This is a genomic window from Mycolicibacterium sp. Y3, assembly GCF_051188035.1.
GTDB classification, from domain to species: Bacteria; Actinomycetota; Actinomycetes; order Mycobacteriales; family Mycobacteriaceae; genus Mycobacterium; species Mycobacterium fluoranthenivorans.
In genome coordinates, this window is sequence record NZ_JAVQLT010000001.1 from 1,568,580 (window position 1) to 1,590,079 (window position 21,500).

19 protein-coding genes are annotated in these 21,500 nt (G+C 67.6%); 8 read left to right on the top strand and 11 right to left on the bottom strand.

Annotated features, from left to right (window positions below):
- Positions 1 to 20: 20 nt before the first annotated feature.
- The 3 genes from QN239_RS07735 to QN239_RS07745 all read right to left on the bottom strand — a co-directional run bounded on the left by QN239_RS07735 (position 21) and on the right by QN239_RS07745 (position 2,488).
- Positions 21 to 1,100, bottom strand: a complete 1,080-nt coding sequence (locus QN239_RS07735) for a MarR family transcriptional regulator (protein ID WP_499009247.1) — start codon at positions 1,098 to 1,100, stop codon at positions 21 to 23.
- A 4-nt stretch (positions 1,101 to 1,104) separates the two neighbouring features.
- Positions 1,105 to 2,220: an ATP-binding protein gene (locus QN239_RS07740; protein ID WP_499016655.1), complete on the bottom strand. Its 1,116-nt coding sequence runs from the start codon at positions 2,218 to 2,220 to the stop codon at positions 1,105 to 1,107.
- Between the two features lie 85 nt (positions 2,221 to 2,305).
- Positions 2,306 to 2,488: a hypothetical protein gene (locus QN239_RS07745; RefSeq protein ID WP_499009251.1), complete on the bottom strand. Its 183-nt coding sequence runs from the start codon at positions 2,486 to 2,488 to the stop codon at positions 2,306 to 2,308.
- Between the two features lie 104 nt (positions 2,489 to 2,592).
- Here QN239_RS07745 and QN239_RS07750 point away from each other — a divergent pair, with 104 nt between their 5' ends.
- Positions 2,593 to 4,119, top strand: coding sequence for an acetyl-CoA acetyltransferase (locus tag QN239_RS07750; RefSeq protein ID WP_499009253.1), 1,527 nt, complete (start codon positions 2,593 to 2,595; stop codon positions 4,117 to 4,119).
- A gap of 104 nt (positions 4,120 to 4,223) precedes the next feature.
- Here QN239_RS07750 and QN239_RS07755 read toward each other — a convergent pair whose 3' ends face one another.
- Both QN239_RS07755 and QN239_RS07760 read right to left on the bottom strand, forming a co-directional pair.
- On the bottom strand, positions 4,224 to 4,535 hold the full coding sequence (locus QN239_RS07755) for a hypothetical protein (protein WP_090354909.1): 312 nt from the start codon (positions 4,533 to 4,535) through the stop codon (positions 4,224 to 4,226).
- 127 nt (positions 4,536 to 4,662) lie between these two features.
- Positions 4,663 to 5,511, bottom strand: a complete 849-nt coding sequence (locus QN239_RS07760; protein ID WP_499009257.1) for an LLM class F420-dependent oxidoreductase — start codon at positions 5,509 to 5,511, stop codon at positions 4,663 to 4,665.
- Positions 5,512 to 5,624: 113 nt separating this feature from the next.
- On the opposite strand from QN239_RS07760, the gene sfnG reads away from it, so the two are divergent.
- The 5 genes from sfnG to purH all read left to right on the top strand — a co-directional run bounded on the left by sfnG (position 5,625) and on the right by purH (position 11,319).
- Complete coding sequence (gene sfnG / locus QN239_RS07765) at positions 5,625 to 6,755, top strand: dimethylsulfone monooxygenase SfnG (RefSeq protein WP_499009259.1); 1,131 nt, start codon at positions 5,625 to 5,627, stop codon at positions 6,753 to 6,755.
- Between the two features lie 59 nt (positions 6,756 to 6,814).
- Entirely contained in the window at positions 6,815 to 7,663 is an 849-nt protein-coding gene (locus QN239_RS07770; RefSeq protein ID WP_499009262.1) for a DUF5336 domain-containing protein, read from the top strand.
- 72 nt (positions 7,664 to 7,735) lie between these two features.
- The gene (locus tag QN239_RS07775) at positions 7,736 to 9,091 is read left to right on the top strand and encodes a cell division protein PerM (RefSeq protein ID WP_499009266.1); all 1,356 of its coding nucleotides are present in this window, start codon (positions 7,736 to 7,738) and stop codon (positions 9,089 to 9,091) included.
- Positions 9,092 to 9,101: 10 nt separating this feature from the next.
- Positions 9,102 to 9,734 (top strand): phosphoribosylglycinamide formyltransferase, encoded by a 633-nt coding sequence (purN, locus tag QN239_RS07780; RefSeq protein WP_499009270.1) that lies wholly within the window; start codon positions 9,102 to 9,104, stop codon positions 9,732 to 9,734.
- A 10-nt stretch (positions 9,735 to 9,744) separates the two neighbouring features.
- On the top strand, positions 9,745 to 11,319 hold the full coding sequence (gene purH, locus QN239_RS07785) for a bifunctional phosphoribosylaminoimidazolecarboxamide formyltransferase/IMP cyclohydrolase (protein ID WP_499009273.1): 1,575 nt from the start codon (positions 9,745 to 9,747) through the stop codon (positions 11,317 to 11,319).
- 20 nt (positions 11,320 to 11,339) lie between these two features.
- Here the strand turns inward: purH and QN239_RS07790 are convergent, their stop codons facing one another.
- Together QN239_RS07790 and QN239_RS07795 are read right to left on the bottom strand one after the other, a co-directional pair.
- Positions 11,340 to 12,218, bottom strand: a complete 879-nt coding sequence (locus tag QN239_RS07790) for an endonuclease domain-containing protein (protein WP_499009279.1) — start codon at positions 12,216 to 12,218, stop codon at positions 11,340 to 11,342.
- A gap of 150 nt (positions 12,219 to 12,368) precedes the next feature.
- The gene (locus tag QN239_RS07795) at positions 12,369 to 13,391 is read right to left on the bottom strand and encodes an alpha/beta hydrolase (RefSeq protein ID WP_499009282.1); all 1,023 of its coding nucleotides are present in this window, start codon (positions 13,389 to 13,391) and stop codon (positions 12,369 to 12,371) included.
- A gap of 70 nt (positions 13,392 to 13,461) precedes the next feature.
- Here QN239_RS07795 and QN239_RS07800 point away from each other — a divergent pair, with 70 nt between their 5' ends.
- Both QN239_RS07800 and QN239_RS07805 read left to right on the top strand, forming a co-directional pair.
- The gene (locus tag QN239_RS07800; protein WP_499009286.1) at positions 13,462 to 14,847 is read left to right on the top strand and encodes a sigma 54-interacting transcriptional regulator; all 1,386 of its coding nucleotides are present in this window, start codon (positions 13,462 to 13,464) and stop codon (positions 14,845 to 14,847) included.
- A complete protein-coding gene (locus QN239_RS07805; RefSeq protein WP_499009290.1) occupies positions 14,840 to 16,810 on the top strand; it encodes a VWA domain-containing protein in 1,971 nt (656 codons plus the stop codon). Before QN239_RS07800 ends, QN239_RS07805 begins: the two co-directional genes overlap by 8 nt.
- A gap of 79 nt (positions 16,811 to 16,889) precedes the next feature.
- Here QN239_RS07805 and QN239_RS07810 read toward each other — a convergent pair whose 3' ends face one another.
- From QN239_RS07810 to QN239_RS07825, 4 genes are all read right to left on the bottom strand, one after another.
- A complete protein-coding gene (locus QN239_RS07810; RefSeq protein ID WP_187096832.1) occupies positions 16,890 to 17,483 on the bottom strand; it encodes a DUF1707 SHOCT-like domain-containing protein in 594 nt (197 codons plus the stop codon).
- 94 nt (positions 17,484 to 17,577) lie between these two features.
- Positions 17,578 to 18,348, bottom strand: coding sequence for an enoyl-CoA hydratase family protein (locus tag QN239_RS07815; RefSeq protein ID WP_499009293.1), 771 nt, complete (start codon positions 18,346 to 18,348; stop codon positions 17,578 to 17,580).
- Positions 18,348 to 19,505, bottom strand: a complete 1,158-nt coding sequence (locus tag QN239_RS07820; protein ID WP_090354925.1) for an acyl-CoA dehydrogenase family protein — start codon at positions 19,503 to 19,505, stop codon at positions 18,348 to 18,350. Before QN239_RS07820 ends, QN239_RS07815 begins: the two co-directional genes overlap by 1 nt.
- A complete protein-coding gene (locus QN239_RS07825; RefSeq protein WP_499009296.1) occupies positions 19,502 to 21,469 on the bottom strand; it encodes an acetyl/propionyl/methylcrotonyl-CoA carboxylase subunit alpha in 1,968 nt (655 codons plus the stop codon). Before QN239_RS07825 ends, QN239_RS07820 begins: the two co-directional genes overlap by 4 nt.
- Positions 21,470 to 21,500 lie beyond the last annotated feature (31 nt).

Here is a 21,500-nt window from a genome sequence, read left to right on the forward strand (position 1 = left end):
GTCACTAAGTGACATGCTCGTCAAGGAGTGAGCCGTCCCTCCCGATAACGCACCACGTGACGCACGAGGGGTTCGGTGAGGTCGTACCAGGTGGCGCGGCGGTCGCCCGCATCGGATTTGGTGGCCACCACCCAGCGTGCGGTCACCAGGCGGCCCAGCGCCGCCGACGCGGTCTGGCTCGAAACACCCACGGCTGCAGCCAGATCGGATACCGTGCGTGGCCCGTCGGCACGGGCGATCTCGACCACCAGGCGCTGTTCACCCGCCGGTAGCTGCCAGAGTCGCTGCTGGTAGACGGGGGAGAGCCGGTCCAGCAGGGCGGTGATCACCGGTGTCATCGCGGACAAGCTGTCGCGGTCGGCAACCTCGGCGACCAGGCGCCACAACCGCGGTGTCCCGCCGGCCATCGCCGCGATCTCTCCGAGGCGGTGCAACCCGTCCGGCGATACCGCATAGCCGGCCAGTTCGTCGTCCCCGCGGTCATGGGCCGCCCGGGCGATGAGCTGGGCTCCCTCAGCGGTGTCGAGATCGCCCAGCTCCTCGATGATGAAGGAGCCGTACCACGGCAGCGTGCGCGAGGAGACCCCCGGGAACAGCGCCGGCGTGGTGGCGAAAATCGTGACCGCGGTCGATGTTTCGACCCAGGCCCGCAAGCTGCCCTGGCCCGCCTCGCCGATCGCATCGAACACGCGGTCCAGATTCTCGATGACGGCCAGCACCATCCTGCCGCCGGCGATGTCGAGGATGGCCCGCTCGAGGGCGACGACGTCACCCCTGAGGTCCTTGGCGGTCGGATCGTGTGTCCGCAGCAGTTCGACGAGCAGGTCGCCGTAGTTGCCGATGGCGAGGGCGTCTTCCGGAATGATCAGGGGCAGTACATCTTCGGTGTGTGAGCCCAGGGTGCGGTGCAGAGTGACACGGACGGTGTGCGTCTTACCGCTGCCGCGAGGCCCGACGAGCAGCGTGTGTGGGCGGGATCCGTCGTTCGAGGCGGTACCGAAACGCTGGACCAGCCGTGACAACAGGGCTTGGCGACCGACGGTGCGCGTGTCGAGGTCTCCGGCGTCGGCGGCACCCGGGCTGTAGAGGGGAGCGTTCATCGCGTCATCTCCGCAAGGCCCGCCAGGCGCGCTGGACCAGTCCGGAGGCGAACGTGTCATCATCACCGCGCCTGCGCAGGTAGTGATCCTGCTCCAGGCGTTCGATGAAGGACACCAACTGATCGCGCTCGCGCACCGGGGAGCCCTCGCTGCGCAGCAGCTGCAGTACCGCCTCGACGCCCAGAGGCTCTGGTGCGTGCGCATAGATGTCGAGCAGGCCGGCGATGGCCGGCGCGTCCTCCCCGTAGTAGTTGCGCAACCGGTCCCGGTAGTGGCGCAGATCCCAAGGGTCGTGCGGGTCGGTGATGGCGGAGTCCAGGAGCAGTCGGATGCGGTCGGCGTTCACCGGCTCGCCGAGCCGGGCGGCCGCGGCGACCAGATGCTGGATGTAGTACGGCACGCACTCGGCTGCGGTGGCGATGGCGGCCCCGACCTGTGGCCGGTCGCTGACCTCGACCTGAGCCCCCAGCAACAGGCATTCGGCCAGGTAGGTGGCGTGGTCGTGGCGGATCGGCCCGACGGTGACCTTGCGGATGTCGTTGACCGAACTCAGGGCCTCACCGGAAACATGGTGAAACCCAATCGATCCCGAGAGTACGGTGGCCAGCCGTCCGGCATGGTCCTGCCGCAGTCGGCGCAGGAGATGCAGGAAACCGTCACCGCCACCTACCTTTTCGCGCTCCAAGTTGCGGGCCAGTACCGTGACCTCGTCGATGAACAGGACCAACGGCCCGACTCGGGTGCGGCTCACCGCGCGTTGCAGCAGGTCGTCGAGCGCGGCTTCGGCGCGGGCCCGCTCAAATCGCACCGGGCCCGTGCCGAACGCGATCTTCCAGCGCTCGACCTCCTGGCGCAACGTGGTGTCGAGGCGGCCGAGTTCACCCGCCAGGGCGGAGATGAACTCGGCGTACGACTGCCGTTCGGCGCTCACCGCTATCACCGTCAAACCGCTGTCGCGGGCGGTGTGGGCCACCAGGCGGGAGAGGGAGGTCTTCCCGTGTCTGCGGTCGCCCACCAGCGCGGCACCGCCGTCGGGGAGGCTGGCCAGGATCTCCTGCTGCTCCCGGATGCGGCCGACAACGTTCTCGGGCGGCACCACGCCGCCCACCACCAGGGACATCGGACGAATCGGCCACGACACCCGGCGAGTATACGTCGGAAATGATGTACGTCGAAGTAGGCGTACATCAATGATGACGTAGAAATCAGCCGTAGTCGCGCAGCGTCATGACCACGCCGACGCAGGCCGCGACGGCCGCTGCCGCGTAGATCAGGGCCGACACCCAGGCGATGTGTACCGAGGCTGCCAGCCAACAGGACAGGAATGCGGCCAAGAGCAGGCATGCCCCGTAGAACGGGGTGCGCTGTGGGTGCTCGCCGCGGGCCATGATCCAGGGATACCCGGTTCGGCGGCAATGTCACCGGTGACGAACTGGAACGTGTTCCCCTTTTCCGTTAGCCTGGCGAATTAACACGTGTCAGGAGAATCGTCATGGTCGATCCACGCACCCCCGTCATCGTCGGCGTAGGGCAGTTCACCGAACGCCTCGGCGATTCCGGATACCGCGGGATGTCCTCGGTCGACCTGGCCGCCGCGGCCGCGCAGGCTGCCCTGGAGAACACCGATGCCGACCCCACGACCGTCGCCGCGGCCATCGACATCATCGCCGGAACCCGCCAGTTCGAGATCTCCGGGCGCACACCGGCACCGCTGGGCAAGTCCGACAACTACCCGCGCTCGGTCGCGGCCCGGATCGGCGCCGACCCGGCCCGCGCCGTCCTCGAGGTCATCGGCGGCCAGAGCCCGCAGCACCTGATCACCGAGTTCGCCGCCGCCATCGCCGCCGGCGAGGCCGATGTGGTCCTGGTGATGGGATCCGAGAACACCTCCAGTCTCCGGTATTTCGCCGACCGCGAGGACAAGCCCGACCATTCCGAGGTCGTCGGCGGGCAACTGGAAGATCGCGGCTATGGCTATGACGGCATCTTCGACGAGTACACGGTCACACACGGCCTGATCGGTGCCCCGGTGCAGTACGGGCTGCTGGAGAACGCGCGGCGGGCCCGGCTGGGTCTGTCGGTCGCGGACTACCGGCAGGCGATGGCCGAACTGTTCGCACCGTTCTCCAAAGTCGCCGGCAAGAACCCGTATTCGTCGGCGCCGACGGAACGATCCGTGGACGAACTGGCCACCGTCACGGCCGCCAACCGGATGATCTGCGACCCTTACCCGCGGCTGATGGTGGCGCGCGACCAGGTGAACCAGGGGGCTGCGGCACTGCTCATGTCGGTGGGCTCGGCGCGCGAACTCGGTGTGCCCGAAGACAAATGGGTGTACTTGCGCGGACACGCCGATATGAAAGAGCAGAAGCTGCTCGAGCGGGCCGACCTGGGCGCCAGCCCTGCCTCGATTCTCGCGGTGAACGAGGCACTGCGGGTGGCCGGTATCGGTATCGACGACATCGCGGCCTTCGACCTCTACAGCTGCTTCGCGTTCCCCGTGTTCAACATCTGCGACGGGGTGGGCCTGTCCGCAGAAGACGAGCGCGGCCTGACGCTGACGGGCGGGCTGCCCTTCTTCGGCGGCCCCGGCAACAACTACTCACTGCACGGTATCGCCGAGGCGGTCAATGAAATGCGGGATACACCAGGGCGATTCGCACTGGTGGGCGCCAACGGCGGCATCGCGAGCAAGTACTCGGTCGGGATCTACTCCACCGAACCCGCCGACTGGGTGGCCGATCGCAGCGCCGACCTGCAGGCCGAGGTCGCCGCGTTCCCGGCCGTCGCCGTCACCGAACAGGCCGACGGGGCCGCGACCATCGAGACCTATACGGTGCGCTACGACTGGACGCCGCACACCGGCATCATCGTCGGCCGCCTGGACGCCGACGGATCTCGATTCCTGGCCACCACCACGGATGAGGCGCTGGTGGCGCTGCTGTCCGAGGGCGAGCCCCTGGGCGCCCGGATCTCGGTGCGACCGACCGAGAAGGGCAACCGCGCAACGCTGGCTTGAGGCCTCGCCGGTGCCAGCAAACTCGAGCCGGCCGGCAGGCCGTTGCCGTCGGTGCGCAGCTGGTGGTCGGCGGCCGAATTCCATTCCCGCTGATCCGAATTCGCTCAGCTGAGCAGGAAACGCTCAGTCAACGCGGCCAGCAGTCGTCGAGCCTCGTCGACGCGGGCGTGCTGGCGGGACAAACCATCCGGGCGTTTGGCCTCTGCCGGGTGGCTGCGCATCCACTTCTCCTCGGCGGCGATGGCATAAGCGCTGAGTTCGGCGATCTCGGCCTCCAGCAGCGCCGCGAACAGGCGCGCCTGGGCGGCATCGGCCGTGCCGGGATGCGACCTCCGGGCGGCCACGAGCACCGGCCGGGTGGGGACACTGACCTTGTACCCGTACTCGTATTCGTCCGGGAGCGGGGCGACTGACATGCGAGCATCGTTGGGCCTCAACCAGTGAACATCCTGTGAGTCCGGCCATGCCCCGGTCGATTGGTGTTCACTCGGAGGCCACCGAAACGTCGGCGCGAGGTTACCTTCTGACAGCCTCCAGCAACCTCTAGACGAGGGTGGCGAGCTTGCCTGCGAGGCGCTCGACGTAGGCACCGACTTCCGCCTCGGGCTTGTCGGGCAGGCCGAACAGCACCTCGGTGACGCCGAGGTCGCGCCAGTGCGCCAGCTTCTCGGCGTCCGGCTTGAAGTCGAGCGCGACGATCTGGGGTGCCCCGTCGCGTCCGGCGGCGGCCCAGGTGTCCTGCAGCAGCTTCACCGGCGCGTCGATGTCGAAGTCGCGCGGCGTGGTGATCCAGCCGTCGGCCGACTTCGCGATCCACTTGAAGTTCTTCTCGTTGCCCGCGGCGCCGACCAGTACCGGGATGTGTGACTGCATCGGCTTGGGCCACGCCCAGCTCGGTCCGAAGTTGACGAACTCGCCGTCGTACTCGGCTTCTTCCTGCGTCCACAGCGCACGCATCGCCTCCAGGTACTCGCGCAGCATCGTCCGGCGCCGGCCCGGCGGCACCTTGTGGTCGGCGAGTTCGTCTGTGTTCCAGCCGAATCCGACGCCCAGACTGACGCGTCCGCCGGACAGGTGGTCCAGCGTGGCGACCGACTTGGCCAGCGTAATCGGATCGTGTTCGACGGGCAGGGCCACCGCGGTGGACAGGCGCACCCGCTCGGTCACGGCCGCCACCCCGCCGAGGGAGACCCATGGATCCAGGGTGCGCATGTAGCGGTCGTCGGGCAGGGACTCGTCGCCGGTGGTCGGGTGCGCGGCTTCCCGCTTGATCGGGATATGGGTGTGTTCGGGCACGTAGAAGGTGGTGAAACCGTGATCATCGGCGAGTTTGCCCGCAGCCGCCGGGGTGATGCCGCGGTCACTGGTGAAGAGTACGAGCCCATAGTCCATGGCAAGAATTAGAACGTGTTCTAGTCTGCCAGCGCAAGCGCGGGGTGGATTCTTAGGTTCACGCAGATCGTTACCCGTGACGTCCTGGTCGCAGCGGGATTGAATCACACGCCATGACCACTGAACGGATTGCCGATCACATCAAGTTCGCCTATTGGGTGCCCAATGTCAGCGGTGGTTTGGTGACCAGTGATATCGAGCAGCGCACCGACTGGAACTACGAGTACAACAAGAAGCTGGCTCAGACCGCGGAGAACAACGGGTTCGAGTACGCGCTGTCGCAGGTGCGCTACGAGGCCAGCTACGGCGCGGAGTATCAGCACGAGTCGACGAGTTTCAGCCTGGCGTTGTTGTTGGCCACCGAGCGGTTGAAGGTGATCGCGGCGGTGCATCCGGGGCTGTGGCAGCCGGCGGTGCTGGCCAAGCTGGGCGCCACGGCCGATCACCTCTCGAACGGGCGGTTCGCCGTCAACGTCGTCTCCGGCTGGTTCAAGGACGAGTTCACCCATCTGGGTGAGCCGTGGCTGGAGCACGATGAGCGCTACCGGCGCAGCGCGGAGTTCCTGCAGGTGCTGCGCAAGATCTGGACCGAGGATGATGTCGATTTCCGTGGCGACTTCTACCGCATCCACGACTTCACCCTGAAGCCCAAACCGCTCAACACCCCTGAGCGTCCGAATCCGGAACTGTTCCAGGGCGGCAACTCCACTGCCGCGCGGCGTAACGGCGGCTACTACGCGGACTGGTACTTCTCCAACGGTAAGGACTACCAGGGCCTCACCGAGCAGGTGGTCGAGGTGCGCGATCATGCCCGCGCGGCGGGACGGGAGGTGAAGTTCGGCCTGAACGGGTTCATCATCGCCCGCGATACCGAGAAGGAGGCGCGCGAGACCCTGCGCGAGATCATCGCCAAGGCCAACAAGCCGGCGGTGGAAGGGTTCCGCGGGGCGGTGCAGCAGGCGGGCAACTCGACCGGCGACAAGAAGGGTATGTGGGCCGATTCGTCGTTCGAGGATCTCGTTCAGTACAACGACGGGTTCCGCACCCAGTTGATCGGAACTCCCGAGCAGATCGCCGAGCGGATCGCCGAGTACCGCAAACGCGGCGCCGATCTGATTCTCGGCGGCTTCCTCCACTTCCAGGAGGAGATCGAGTACTTCGGCAAGCACGTGCTGCCCCTGGTCCGCGAAATCGAGGCATCCGAACAGGACACAATCGATGCTCCGGTGCTCGTATCGGCTTAGGGTCGCTCACACCTGGGTGCGCTAGCGTGGGTGGTCGAGATCGCTGACACAGGAGAGTCATGACTTACCCACCCGGTAGTCCCGGATATCCGCCCGCCCAGCAGAGCAGCCAGTACGGTGCTCCGACCCAGCAGTACGGAAGGGTCGCCGATCCGGCCGGGCCGTCCAAGCTGCCGGTCTACCTGTTCGCCGCGGTCACCGTGCTCGGACTGGCGACCTACGCGTTCAACTTCGGGCCGCTGCTGACCATCAAGAGCTCGGACTTCCCGCAGTTCGGCAGCGCCAGCGGAAGCACCATCGGCATCGGCCTGGCCGTCGCCGCCTCGGTGCTCGCCGGTCTGATCGCCGCCGTGGGTCTGCTGCCCAAACAGAAGGTGTCCACCGGAGTGGTGGCGGCCGTTGCGCTGCTGTCGTTCCTGCTGGTGCTCGGCGAGGTGATCAATGCGCCGCAGGGCGTGTCGATCGGCTGGGCGTTGTACCTGGTGATCATCAGCACCGTGCTGCAGGCCGGTGCCGCCATCGCGGCGCTGCTGCTGGAGTCCGGGATCATCGCTGCGCCGGAACCGCGCCCGCGGTACGAGCAGTCCTACGGCCAGTACGGTGCGCCGTACTACGGCCAGCCGGGCCAGCCCGGTCAGCCTTATGGTGCGCCCCAGGCGCCGCCGCAGCAGGGCCGGCCCGGTTACGCGCCGCCGGCGCAGTACGGCGGTTACCAGGGTTCGAACACCGGTGGTTTCTCCGCCGTCCCAGCACCCGGCCCGCAGAGCGGACCGCCGACCCCGCCCACCGGGTTTCCTGCGTTCGGCCAGCCCCAACCCGCCGGCTCGTCCGAGCCGACCACCGCGGTCCCGACACAGCAGCAACCCCCGGCCGCGTCCTCACAGCAAGCCGGGCCGCCGCCGTCGTAGTCTGGGCGTCGCGCGCCCGAGCAATGTGGACACGGCGTGCGTAGACCCAGTGCACGAGGAGCGACCCAGCTAGTGGAGAACCGATCAGTCGGCACCCGGCAGGCGCGTGACCTGCTCCGGGTCGCCTTCGGTCCGTCGGTCGTCGCTCTCGGGATCATCGCCGCGGTGACGCTGCTGCAGTTGCTCATCGCCAACAGCGATATGACGGGCGCCTTCGGTGCCATCGCCAGCATGTGGCTGGGGGTGCACCAGGTGCCGGTGTCCATCGGCGGCCGCGAGCTCGGTGTCATGCCGTTGCTGCCGGTGTTGCTGATGGTCTGGGGTACCGCGCGCACCACCGCGGCCGCCTCGGCCCGGACGTCGTGGTTTGTCATCCGTTGGGTGGTGGCCTCCGCGCTGGGCGGTCCGCTGCTGATCGCGGCGCTGTCCCTGGCGGTGATCCACGACGCATCCTCGGTACTGACCGAACTGCAGACGCCGAGTGCGGGGCGTGCCTTCGCCGGTGTGCTCGTGGTGCATGCCATCGGTGCGGCCATCGGCGTCCTGCTCACCGGGAAGGTGCAGACCGTTCCCTGGATTCCGCGTTGGGTGTCCGATGCGCTGCGCGCCGCCGGCGCCGGGGTGCTGGCACTGCTCGGCCTGTCCGGTGTGGTCGCGGTCGGATCGCTGGTGGTGCACTGGGGCACCATGCACGACCTGTTCGGGATCACCGACTCGATGTTCGGCCAGTTCAGTCTGGCTCTGCTCTCGATGCTCTATATCCCCAACGTCATCGTCGGTACCGCGGCCGTGGCGGTCGGGTCGACCGCACATGTCGGGCTGGCCAGCTTCAGCTCGTTCGTCGTGCTGGGGGGTGACATCCCGGCGGTCCCCGTACTGGCAGCCGTCCCGACGCCACCACTCGGACCGATCTGGGTCGCTCTGCTGATCGTCGCCGCGGTCTCGGCGGTGGCACTCGGCCAACAGTGTGCGCGGCGTCCGCTGCCGTTGCCGACAGCCGCCGCGAAGCTGGTGGTGGCGGCCGGACTCGCCGCAGTGGTGATGGCGCTGCTCGGCTACGCCGGCGGCGGCCGGCTGGGCAACTTCGGCGAGGTCGGGGTGGACCAGGTCACCTTCGGGCCCGCGGTGTTCCTGTGGTTCTTCTCGATCGGCGGTCTGACCGTCGCGATGGCCGGCGGTCTGGCACGCCGGCCGAAACCGGTCACACCCGTCGCGGTGCCCGAACCGGAACCCGAACTCGACGCCGATGACGACGCCATCACCGATGTCGTCGTGCTCGGCGAGCCGATCGACGCCGAGGTGGTCGGGGCCGTCGAGTCGGTCGAGGTGGCGGACGAGCCGCCGCTGGATGCGCCACTGCTGGATCCTGAAGAGCACTTCCTCACCGACGGGGATCCGGTCGAAAAGCCCCGCGAGCAGGCCGACTAGGCTGCTGGGCGTGCAGCCCACGCTTCGAGTGCCCCCGACTGCACCGTCGCGGCTGGTGGTATTGGCCTCGGGGACGGGTTCCCTGTTGGAATCGCTGCTGGCCGCCACAGCCACTGACTTTCCGGGTGCGGTGGTCGCGGTGGGCACCGACCGGCCGTGCCACGCCCTGGAGATCGCCGCCGGAGCCGGGGTGCCGTCGTTCACCGTGCGGCTGGGTGACCATGCCGACCGGGCCTCCTGGGACGCTGCGCTGACCGAAGCGGTCGCCGGCCATCAGCCGGACCTCGTCGTCAGCGCGGGATTCATGAAAATTCTTGGGCCCGAGTTTCTTTCGCGATTCTCCGGCCGTGTGGTCAACACCCATCCGGCTCTGCTGCCGTCTTTTCCCGGTGCACAGGGCGTGGCTGAGGCACTGGCCTACGGCGTGCGGGTGACGGGCGCCACGGTGCACCTCGTGGATGCCGGAATGGACACCGGGCCGATTCTGGCGCAGGAAGCCGTCCCCGTGCTCGATGATGACAACGTAGAGACTTTGCACGAACGCATCAAGGTGGTCGAACGTCGACTGCTGGTGGACGTGCTCGCCGCGGTGGCTACCCGCGGCCTCACCTGGAACGGGCGAAAGGCGACCTTCGGATGTTGAGGAGACTGTGGTGACCGATGAAGGACGCAAGCCGATCCGGCGCGCGTTGATCAGCGTGTACGACAAGACCGGTCTGGGGGCGCTGGCCCGCGGCCTGCACGAGGCGGGTGTGAGCATCGTCTCCACCGGCTCGACCGCGAAAACGATTGCCGAGGCCGGTGTTCCGGTGACACCGGTCGAGGACATCACCGGGTTTCCCGAGGTGCTCGACGGCCGGGTGAAGACCCTGCACCCGAGGGTGCACGCCGGGCTGCTCGCGGATCTGCGCAAGTCCGAGCACGAGTCGGCGCTGGCCGACCTGGGTATCGCCCCCTTCGAACTCGTCGTGGTCAACCTGTACCCGTTCAGCGAGACGGTGTCCTCCGGCGCCGGACCGGATGAGTGCGTGGAACAGATCGACATCGGCGGCCCGTCCATGGTGCGTGCGGCCGCCAAGAACCACCCCAGCGTGGCCGTGGTCGTCGACCCGCTCGGATACGAGGGTCTGCTGGTTGCGGTGCGTGGCGGCGGATTCACTCTCGCCGAGCGAAAGCGTCTGGCGTCGTTGGCCTTCCGGCACACCGCCGAGTACGACGTGGCGGTGGCCAGCTGGATGGGTTCGGTGCTCTCACCGGAAGCGGGCGCAGCACCGGATGCTCCGCCGCAATGGGTCGGTGCGACCTGGCGGCGTGCCGCGGTGCTGCGCTACGGCGAGAACCCGCACCAGGGTGCGGCGCTGTACCGCAACGATGCGGGATGGCCGGGCCTGGCGCAGGCCGAGCAACTGCACGGCAAGGAGATGTCGTACAACAACTACACCGACGCCGATGCCGCGTGGCGGGCCGCGTTCGACCACGAGCAGACCTGTGTGGCCATCATCAAGCACGCCAATCCGTGCGGGATCGCGGTCTCGTCGGTATCGGTGGCCGATGCGCACCGCAAAGCCCATGAGTGCGACCCGCTTTCGGCCTTCGGTGGCGTGATCGCGACCAACACCACCGTCAGCGTGGAGATGGCGCAGACGGTGGCCGACATCTTCACCGAGGTGATCGTCGCCCCGGCCTATGAGCCCGGTGCGGTGGAAGTGTTGTCGGGCAAGAAGAACATCCGCATCCTGGTGGCGTCCGAACCGCAGGAGTCCAGCGTCGAATTCCGTCAGATCAGCGGCGGGCTGCTGCTGCAGGAACGCGACGTGCTGGACGCCGAAGGTGACAACCCGGCCAACTGGACGCTGGCGACGGGCACGCCCGCCGATCCCGCGACATTGGCAGATCTAGTGTTCGCATGGCGCGCCTGCCGTGCGGTGAAATCGAACGCCATCGTGGTCGCGTCCGACGGCGCCACCGTCGGCGTGGGTATGGGACAGGTCAACCGAGTGGACGCCGCCCGGTTGGCGGTCGAACGTGGCGGTGACCGGGTCAAGGGCGCCGTCGCCGCATCCGACGCCTTCTTCCCGTTCCCGGACGGGCTGGAGACACTCACCAACGCGGGCGTGAAAGCGATTGTGCATCCCGGTGGTTCGGTGCGTGACGACGTGGTGACCGAGGCCGCGGCCAAGGCCGGCATCACCTTGTACCTGACCGGGGCGCGGCACTTCGCGCACTAGTACTACGGCCGGCTGGCCAGTTATTGCACACCAGATTCGAGAATGCGTGCAATAACTGGCCAATCGGCGCCTGCTTCCGCGAGTGCTGCGCACGTTCGGGCCAGGATGACACGCTGGCGGTAGCGCAGGATCTGTGCGCTGACGCGAATAATCCGCCACCCGAGAGCAGCCAGATCGGCCAACCGGTCGATGTCACGAGCATGCTGTGCCGGGTCCTTCCAGTGCTGATCGCCGTCGTACTCGACGCCGACTTTCACTTCCTCCCAACCCATGTCGATTCGGTAGCGCGCAACCACGATCTGTGTCGTGGGTCGCGGCAACCCCGCGTCGGTGAGTACCAGGCGGGTTCTGGTTTCCTGCGGGGATTCGGCACCGCCATCGACGAGGTCGAGCACTTTGCGTAGCTGGACCACGCCGCGTAGGCCAGGGTGGCACTCGAGGAGAGGCTGCATGTCGCTGACTCGCAGCCTGGTCGACTGGGCGAGTGCGTCGATGCGTATCACGGCGAGGGTGCGGCCAGGTCGACGTCCGAGATCGAATGCCGTACGAGCTGGCGTGGTCGCCGGGATACCCGATGCGGAGCCGATCTCCCATGGCAGAAGTGTGTCGCGGTGGATGAGGATTCCACTTACGGGTTTCCCGTTGGTTCGGTACAACTCGGCGGGCTCGGTGGCGTCGACCCATCGCGTGCCATAAAGTGCTGCCGCCGACAATCCTGCGGCGATTGCCTTTCGGCCGGACCAGAGCCAGGCGGCCTCAGCGCGGGTTGCGGCAGTCAGCTCGGTTTGTACAGGTAGATAGACATTTCGGTACACCGGACGGTATTTCCCGCGAAGTGCTCGCCGGGTAGCGGTGCCGGCTGTCAATGCCTCAGTGCCGAGAATGGGACGTGTCGTCATGACGCCACGGTGTCGGTGCGGGCAGACAAATCTCCGGCGTCGTCGCTCCGCGACGTCCGGGCTGTGGATGGATCCTCAGGTGTGCATAACCCGTTGGCCAGTTATGACCCGTGAAAGTCGAGAACGCGTGTCACAACTGGCCATTCGACGCTAGGACACCGCCTCGTCGCGCGCCGCCGTCGTCACGTACTCCACGAACGACGCAATCTCCTCGACCGCTCGTCGCGCGTCCGGGTTCACGTCGAACGACAACTGGAACATGTGCATGGCCTTGTCCCACACCTGAACCCAGGCCGGGACACCGTCGGCCCGCAGCCGGTCGGCGAGGGTGAAGGTGTCATTGCGCAGCATCTCGTTGGTGCCGATCTGCAACAGGAAGGGGCCCAGGCCGCTCATGTTCGCCTCCGATGGCATGACCGGTACCGGCCGCGTGCCGTTCACGGTGGCGAATACGTCGTAGATGAACTTGACGGTCATGAACGGGAACAGCACGTCCGTGTGTTCTTTGAGGGCTTCGTACTTCAGCTGCATATCGGCGGACGTCAGGGCTGACAGCAGTACGTGACCTGCGGGTACCGGCAGACCGGCGTCCCGCGCGGCGAGTGCAGTGTCGGCCGCCATCAAACCGCCGGCCGAATCACCGGCGAACACCACCCGGTCCGGGGAGAAACCCAGCGCGAGCACGTGCTGGTAGGCGTGCAATCCGTCTTCGACGGCCTCGTCGATGCTGGCCTGTGGGGCCAGCCGGTAGCCGACGTTGAACACCTGCGCGCCGGTGCCCTCCGACAGCTTGGAGGCGAAGCGCCGGTGCGAGTTGAGCCCCAGGGTGACCAGGGCTGACCCGTGGAAGTAGACGATGACACGATCGGAGTCCCGCGCGTTCGGGGCGACGAGCCACTCCGCCGTGCAGTGCGGCAGGACCTCTTTGGTCACCGCGGTACCGGGCAGGGGCCGAATGACTCGCAGCGGCCGGTCGATGACATCGAGGCGCGCCCGTTGCAGCCCGGCCGGCCACACCTTGTTGAAGATCAGGCCGATGACGGTGAGTGCGCCGAGCACCGGCCGGACGAAGATTGCGGTCAGCAAACCGAGAAGCTTGGATTGCCTGGATGCCGGGCCGAACTGCACGGTATCCGGCCGATCATGCCATTCGAGCAAATTCACGGTACCCATGGTACTGGGTATCTCGTCGGTGGAAATCACTGGTGGCCATGCCGCTGCCCGGCAGCAGTCGTAGCGTGGAGTGGTGACGTCACCTAACAATCTGCCCCGTACCGTCGGCGAGCTGCGCGCAACGGGTCACGTAGAGCGTGGAATCAAGCAGGAGATCCGGGAGAATCTGCTGACTCGCCTCGCTGACGGCGACGATATCTGGCCGGGTCTGTTCGGTTTCGAGGACACCGTGCTGCCGAAGGTCGAGCGGGCCCTGATCGCCGGGCACGATTTCGTTCTGCTCGGCGAACGCGGGCAGGGCAAGACCCGCCTCCTGCGTTCACTGGCCGGACTGCTCGACGAGTGGACGCCCGTCATCACCGGCTCCGAACTCGGTGAGCATCCGTACAGCCCCATCACCCCGGAGTCGATCCGGCGGGCCGCCGAGGTCGGCGACGACCTCCCGATCTCCTGGCGTCACCGCAGCGAGCGCTACACCGAGAAGCTGGCCACTCCCGACACCAGCGTCGCCGACCTGGTGGGCGATATCGACCCCATCAAGGTGGCCGAGGGCCGCAGCCTCGGTGACCCGGAGACCATCGCCTACGGCCTCATCCCGCGCGCACACCGCGGCATCGTCGCCGTCAACGAACTGCCCGACCTCGCCGAGCGCATCCAGGTGTCGATGCTCAATGTGATGGAGGAGCGCGATATCCAGGTCCGCGGCTACACGCTGCGTCTGCCGCTTGACGTCCTCGTCGTGGCCAGCGCCAATCCCGAGGACTACACCAACCGCGGCCGCATCATCACCCCGCTCAAGGACCGGTTCGGCGCCGAGATCCGCACCCACTATCCGCTGGAGCTGGAAGCGGAGGTGGCCGTCATCAAGCAGGAGGCGCACCTGAGTGCTCCGGTGCCGGATTATCTGCTGCAGATCGTCGCGCGGTTCGCCCGCTCACTTCGCGAATCCACCGCCATCGACCAGCGTTCGGGTGTGTCGGCCCGGTTTGCGATCGCCGCGGCCGAAACGGTCGCCGCCTCCGCACGGCACCGTGGCGCGATCCTGGGCGAGCAGGAGCCGGTGGCCCGCGTGGTCGACCTCGGCACGGTGATCGACGTGCTGCGCGGCAAACTGGAATTCGAATCCGGTGAAGAGGGCCGGGAGCAGGTGGTGCTGGAGCACCTGTTGCGCCGGGCGACGGCCGACACCGCGTCGCGCGCGCTCGGCGGTATCGACGTCGGCCCGTTGGTCTCCGCGATCGAGGGGGGCTCCCCGGTCACCACCGGTGAACGGGTCAGTGCCAAGGATGTGCTGGCGGCTCTGCCGGATCTGCCCGTACTGGATGCGATCACCGAACGGCTCGGGGCGAGCACCGACGGGGAACGCGCCGCCGCGGTGGAACTGGCCCTGGAAGCGCTGTACCTGGCGAAGCGGATCGACAAGACCTCAGGTGAGGGCGAAACCGTATATGGCTAAACACCTCTCGCGCTATTCGCGATACACCGGCGGCCCGGACCCGCTGGCGCCGCCGGTCGACCTTCGGGAGGCACTCGAACAGATCGGCCAGGACGTGATGGAGGGCAGCTCGCCGCGGCGCGCCCTGTCCGAACTGCTGCGCCGAGGTACCGGCAATATGACGGGCGCGGACAAGCTTGCCGCCGAAGCCAACCGCAAGCGCCGGGAATTGTTGCAGCGCAACAATCTCGACGGCACCCTGCAGGACATCAAGAAGCTGCTCGACGAGGCGGTGCTGGCCGAACGCAAGGAACTGGCCCGTGCCCTCGACGACGACGCCCGCTTCGGCGAGATGCAGATGGAGGCCCTGTCGCCATCGCCGGCCAAGGCGGTGCGGGAACTCGCAGACTACGACTGGCGCTCACCGGAGGCGCGGCAGAAGTACGAGCAGATCCGGGATCTGCTCGGCCGCGAGATGCTCGATCAGCGTTTCGCCGGGATGAAGCAAGCGCTGGAGAACGCCACCGACGAGGACCGCCAGGCCGTCAACGAGATGCTCGACGACCTCAACAACCTGCTCGACAAACACGCCAAGGGACAAGATTCCGAGCAGGATTTTCAGGACTTCATGGCCAAGCACGGTCAGCACTTCCCCGAGAACCCGCGCAACGTGGAAGAGCTGATCGACTCGCTGGCCAAGCGCGCCGCGGCGGCCCAGCGCTTCCGCAACAGTCTGTCCGCGGAGCAGCGTGCAGAGCTGGATGCCCTGGCGCAGCAGGCTTTCGGATCGCCCTCGCTGATGAATGCGCTGGACCGGTTGGACTCGCACCTGCAGGCAGCCCGACCCGGCGAGGACTGGACGGGCTCGCAGGAGTTCTCCGGCGGCGACCCGCTGGGCATGGGGGAGGGCGCCCAGGCGCTGGCCGATATCGCCGAACTGGAGCAGTTGGCCGAGCAGCTGTCGCAGAGCTACGCGGGCGCGACGATGGAAGATGTCGACCTGGACGCCCTGGCCCGTCAGCTCGGCGAGGACGCGGCGGTCAATGCCCGCACGCTCGCCGATCTGGAGCGCGCACTGATGAATCAGGGCTTCCTGGACCGTGGGTCGGACGGAAAGTGGCGGCTCTCACCAAAGGCCATGCGCCAGCTGGGCCAGACCGCCCTTCGCGATGTGGCGCGCCAGCTGTCCGGGCGCAGTGGGGAACGCCAGACCCAGCGTGCCGGCGCGGCGGGGGAATTGACCGGGGCGACGCGGCCGTGGGAGTTCGGCGATACCGAACCCTGGAATGTGACGAGGACGTTGACCAATGCCGTGCTGCGCACGGCCGGAACCACAGCCGAAGGTCCGCTGCGCATCACGGTCGACGATGTCGAGGTGTCCGAAACCGAGACCCGCACGCAGGCCTGCGTGGCGCTGTTGGTGGACACCAGCTTCTCGATGGTGATGGAGAATCGGTGGTTACCGATGAAGCGCACCGCGCTGGCGCTGAACCATCTGGTGAGCACCCGGTTCCGGTCCGACGATCTGCAGATCATCGCGTTCGGTCGGTATGCCCGCACGGTGAGCGCGGCCGAACTCACCGGGCTGGAAGGTGTCTACGAGCAGGGCACCAACCTGCACCACGCGCTGGCGCTGGCGACCCGGCACCTGCGCCGGCATCCGAACGCGCAGCCGGTCATCATGATCGTCACCGACGGCGAACCCACCGCGCACCTGGAGGACTACGGGGACGCAGAAGGCGGTTCTGCTGTTTTCTTTGACTACCCGCCGCACCGGCGCACCATCGCGTTCACGGTCAAGGGCTTCGACGAGGTGGCCCGGCTCGGTGCGCAGGTGACCATCTTCCGGCTCGGCAACGATCCCGGACTGGCGAAGTTCATCGATCAGGTCGCGCGCCGGGTGCAGGGCCGGGTGGTCGTCCCCGATCTGGACGGACTCGGTGCCGCGGTGGTCGGCGACTACCTGACCTCACGGCGTCGGTGACGCCAATCCGGCCGAAGCGTCGGTGACGCCAATCCGGCCGAAGCGTCGGTGACGCCGATCCAGCCGGAGCGCCGGTAGCTCAGCCGTCGGACTCGGAACTCGGGCTGCGCCGCTTCTTGCGTTTCACACCGACGGAACCCCACAGCGAGAAACCACGGACTCGCACCCGGGGACCGCCGGGTGTCCCGCTGCCCGCGATGCTGTGGTCGAAGCTGCCCATCACGCCGACGCCGCCGATGTCGACATTGACCTCCGGTGGCACCAGGATGGTCTGCCCACCGAAGATCGAGTAACTGCGGATCTCCACGTCGGCGGTGGTGAAGTCGGCGTAGCGCAGGTCGACCACGCCGCCGCCGAACAGGGCAAAGGTGGTCAGCTTCTTGGGCACGTTCCAGCGGCCGCGGCGTTCGTAGCCGCTCATGATGGCCAGCAACAGCGTCGACGGCGCCGGTCGACAGATACCCTTGCCGGTCGCACTGCCCCCGGGGAGGTCGGCGCTGAGGCGGTCAAGTTCGGCACATGTCTGCGCGGCATAGGCCTTCGCCAGCCGGGTCTCGTACTCCTCCAGCGACAGGCGACCCTGGGCGGCGGCATCCGTCAGCAACTGCGCAACCTGGATCCGGTCGGTGTCGGCAGCCCGCATCGATCCGCTCCGCGGCGCTGAAGTGCTCATCAGAGATGAGCCTACGGCCAATGGCGGTACATGCAATACCGTCAGCCAAATATTGTCCGGCGCAGCGATGTTTGCTGTGTCGACCTCGTCCGGTTCATTTCGGCCAGTTCGGGGTGCGCTTCTGCAGAAAGGCGAGCATGCCTTCGCGGGCCTCGTCGGAGACGAAGAGCCGTGCCGACTGCACCGCGAGGTCATCGGCGTGCAGGTCGAAGTCGGCCAGGATGCTGGCCGTGGTCAGCGCTTTTGAGGCTGCCAGCCCCTGCGGCGAACCCTTGGCGATCTCGTCGGTGAGGGCTGCCACGGCGCCGCCGACATCGTCGGCGGCGGTGGTGACGAGCCCGATGGCGGCGGCCTCGGCGGGACCGAACTTCTCACCCGTGACGAAGTAGCGGGCCGCCGCGCGGGCGGTCAACTTCGGCAACAGGGTCAACGAGATGATCGACGGCGCCACCCCGATCCGGGCTTCGGTCAGGGCGAACGTGCTGGCCGGCCCCGCCACCGCGATATCGCACGCACCGATCAGGCCCATACCGCCGGCGCGGACATGCCCGTCGACCGCCGCGACGACCGGGATCGGCAACTCCAGGATCGAGCGGAGCACCACCGTCATCTCGCGGGCCCTATCCACGGCGAGGTCACCCGGGTCCCGGCCGGTGGCCTCACTCAGGTCGGCGCCCGCACAGAACGTCTTACCGGTGTGCCCGAGCACGACGGCGCGTATCCCCGGCGCGTCCGCCGCGCGGTCGAGCCCATCCCGCAACTGGGTGACCAGTGCGGTGGACAGCGCATTGTGGTTGTGCGGGGAGTCCAGCGTGAGCCTCGCGACGGCGTCGTCGACGTCGTAGTGGACGAGTGTGTCGGACATCAGTACGACCGGGGCAGGCCGAGCGACGTCTGGGCGACGAAGTTCAGGATCATCTCCCGGCTGACCGGGGCGATGCGGGCCAGCCGCGAGGCGGTCAGTACCGAGGCGATGCCGTACTCCTTGGTCAACCCGTTGCCGCCGAGGGATTGCACGGCCTGGTCGACCGCCCGCACCGACGCCTCACCCGCGGCGTACTTGGCCATGTTCGCCGCCTCGGCGGCCCCGAAATCGTCACCGCTGTCATACAGCGAGGCGGCCTTCTGCATCATCAGTTTGGCGAGTTCGATTTCGATGTGGTTCTGCGCCAGGGGATGTGAGATGCCCTGGTGAGCACCGATCGGCGTCTTCCAGACCTGGCGGGTCTTGACGTACTCGGTGGCCTTGTTGATGGCGAAGCGCCCCATGCCGATCGCGCTGGCCGCACCCATGATGCGTTCGGGGTTGAGCCCGGCGAACAGCTGGGCAATGGCCGCGTCCTCTGAGCCGACCAGCGCATCGGCGGGCAACCGGACGTCGTCGAGGAAAACCTGGAACTGGAACTCAGGGCTGACGATCTCCATCTCGATCTTGGTCCAGTGCAGCCCGGGGGTGTCGATCGGTACCACGAACAGGGCCGGCTTGAGGTTGCCGGTCTTGTGGTCTTCGGTGCGTCCCACCACCAGCACGGCCTGCGCCTGGTCGACACCCGAGATGTAGACCTTCTGTCCCGACAGGATCCAGTCGCTGCCGTCGCGGCGCGCTGTGGTGGTGATGCGGTGGCTGTTGGACCCGGCGTCGGGTTCGGTGATCGCGAAGGCCATGGTGATGGAGCCGTCGGCGATGCCCGGGATCCAGCGTTTCTTCTGTTCCTCGGTGCCGAACTTGGAGATGATGGTGCCGTTGATGGCGGGGGAGACCACCATCATCAGCAGCGCCGACCCGGCTGCCGACATTTCCTCCATGACCAGGCTCAGCTCGTACATGCCCGCGCCGCCACCGCCGTACTCCTCGGGGAGGTTTACCCCGATGAAGCCGAGTTTGCCTGCCTCACTCCACAATTCGGTGGTGTGCTGGCCTGCCCGGGCCTTCTCCAGGTAGTAGTCCTGGCCGTAGTTGGCGGCCATCGCTTTGACGGCGTCGCGCAGCGCCCGCTGTTCCTCGGTCTCGATGAAGCTCACGGTTGTTCTCCTTCGGGGGTGTCTACACGGGCGAGTACGGCGCCGACGTCGACCTGCTGGCCGGTCGCGACGTGGAGTTCGGCGAGCACGCCGGCATGCGGGCTGGCGATGGTGTGTTCCATCTTCATGGCCTCCAGCCAGATCAGGGGTTGGCCCGCCGTGACGGTGTCGCCGACGGCGGCGCCGACGCGCACCACCGACCCGGGCATGGGGGCCAGCAGGGAACCGTGCGCGACCGCGGCGTCCGGGTCCGGGAAACGCGGCAGGACGGTCAGTCGCGCGGCGCCCAGCGGGGAATCGACGAAGACCTCGTCTCCGTGGCGGGCCACGTCGAACGGCAGCTCCACCCCGTTGACGGCCAGCACCACCCGGTCGGGTGTAGCGGTGACAACGGACAGCCCGGCATGGTCGGGAAGTTCGGCCCCGGCCCGGGTGAACCGGTAGCGAACCACGTGCTCGGTGCCGCCGGCATCCCGGTACCCGCGGGTCTGGTAGCCCGACGCGAGATTGCGCCAGCCGCTCGGCGCGGGTGCGAAAACCGTTGCCGTGGAGCGGTTGTATGCGGCATCGGCCAGTGCGGCGGCCATCGTGGACGGGACGGTCGCCGCGGCGGTCGCCGTCGCCAACTCGGCGAGGCCGTGCGTGTCGAAGAACGCGGTGTCGGTGTCGCCGTCGCGGAATGCTCGGTGCCGCAGCACATTGACCAGCAGATCGCGGTTGGTCCTGATGCCGTGCAGCTGGGTGCGGGCCAGGGCGTCGGCCAGGATGGCTGCGGCGCGGTCGCGGGTCGGTGCGTACGAGATGACCTTGGCCAGCATCGGGTCGTAGAACACCGAGACCACCGAGCCGTCGACGATGCCGGAATCCACCCGCACCCCGCTGCGCCCGCCCAGCGTGCTGAACTGTGTGCGGGCGGCGGGGACGCCGAACCGGTACACCGGGCCGGCCTGTGGCTGCCAGTTCTCCGCCGGATCCTCGGCGTACAGCCGGGCCTCGATCGAATGGCCATGGGCGGCAGGGGGATCCGGATCGAGGCGCCGCCCGTCGGCCACCTCGATCTGCAGTTCGACCAGGTCCAGGCCGGTGGTCTCCTCGGTCACCGGATGCTCGACCTGCAATCGGGTGTTCATCTCCAGGAAGAAGAAGTCGCCCCGGTGGTCGGCCATGAACTCGACGGTGCCGGCGCCGGTGTAACCGATCGCGCCGGCGGCCAGCCGGGCCGCTTCGTAGAGCTTGTCGCGCATCCCGGGCGTGCGTTCCACCAGCGGTGACGGGGCCTCCTCGATGACCTTCTGGTGGCGGCGCTGGATGGAGCATTCACGTTCCCCGACCGCCCACACGGTGCCGTGCGCGTCGGCCATCACCTGCACCTCGATGTGGTGCCCGCCGGCCAGGTAGCGCTCGCAGAACACTGTCGGGTCGCCGAACGCCGATTGCGCCTCCCGCTGGGCCGCGGCAACCTCGGCGGGCAACGCCGACAACTCGCGCACCACCCGCATGCCGCGGCCACCGCCACCGGCGGACGCCTTGATCAGCACCGGTAGCTGGTCGGCGGTGACGGTGTCGGGGTGCAGTTCGGTCAGCACCGGCACGCCGGCGGCGGACATCAGCTTCTTGGCCTCGATCTTGGAGCCCATGGCCTGTACCGCGGGCACCGACGGGCCGATCCAGATCAGCCCGGCCTGCTCGACGGCGTCCGCGAAGTCGGGGTTCTCCGAGAGGAATCCGTAGCCGGGATGGATCGCGTCGGCGCCGGATGCCTGTGCTGCGGCAATCAACTGGGCGCTGTCCAGATAGCCGTTGCGGCCGTCCAGACGTACTCGGGTGTCGGCTTCGGCGATATGCGGTGAGCCGGCGTCGGGGTCGGTGTACACCGCGACGGTGCCGATACCGAGCCGACGGCAGGTGGTGAAGACACGGCGGGCGATCTCACCGCGGTTGGCAACCAGAATCTTGGTGATCATCTGCCGTGCTTTCTGTTCTTCGCGCAAGCGC

Coding starts and splice junctions, on each gene's coding strand:
- QN239_RS07760 (WP_499009257.1), bottom strand. CDS start 5,511: ATGGACTATGGGCTCGTACTCTTCACCAGTGACCGCGGCATCACCCCG.
- QN239_RS07750 (WP_499009253.1), top strand. CDS start 2,593: ATGGTCGATCCACGCACCCCCGTCATCGTCGGCGTAGGGCAGTTCACC.
- QN239_RS07790 (WP_499009279.1), bottom strand. CDS start 12,218: ATGACGACACGTCCCATTCTCGGCACTGAGGCATTGACAGCCGGCACC.
- sfnG (WP_499009259.1), top strand. CDS start 5,625: ATGACCACTGAACGGATTGCCGATCACATCAAGTTCGCCTATTGGGTG.
- QN239_RS07755 (WP_090354909.1), bottom strand. CDS start 4,535: ATGTCAGTCGCCCCGCTCCCGGACGAATACGAGTACGGGTACAAGGTC.
- QN239_RS07740 (WP_499016655.1), bottom strand. CDS start 2,220: ATGTCCCTGGTGGTGGGCGGCGTGGTGCCGCCCGAGAACGTTGTCGGC.
- QN239_RS07810 (WP_187096832.1), bottom strand. CDS start 17,483: ATGAGCACTTCAGCGCCGCGGAGCGGATCGATGCGGGCTGCCGACACC.
- QN239_RS07735 (WP_499009247.1), bottom strand. CDS start 1,100: ATGAACGCTCCCCTCTACAGCCCGGGTGCCGCCGACGCCGGAGACCTC.
- QN239_RS07770 (WP_499009262.1), top strand. CDS start 6,815: ATGACTTACCCACCCGGTAGTCCCGGATATCCGCCCGCCCAGCAGAGC.
- QN239_RS07825 (WP_499009296.1), bottom strand. CDS start 21,469: ATGATCACCAAGATTCTGGTTGCCAACCGCGGTGAGATCGCCCGCCGT.
- QN239_RS07805 (WP_499009290.1), top strand. CDS start 14,840: ATGGCTAAACACCTCTCGCGCTATTCGCGATACACCGGCGGCCCGGAC.
- QN239_RS07815 (WP_499009293.1), bottom strand. CDS start 18,348: ATGTCCGACACACTCGTCCACTACGACGTCGACGACGCCGTCGCGAGG.
- QN239_RS07745 (WP_499009251.1), bottom strand. CDS start 2,488: ATGGCCCGCGGCGAGCACCCACAGCGCACCCCGTTCTACGGGGCATGC.
- QN239_RS07795 (WP_499009282.1), bottom strand. CDS start 13,391: ATGGGTACCGTGAATTTGCTCGAATGGCATGATCGGCCGGATACCGTG.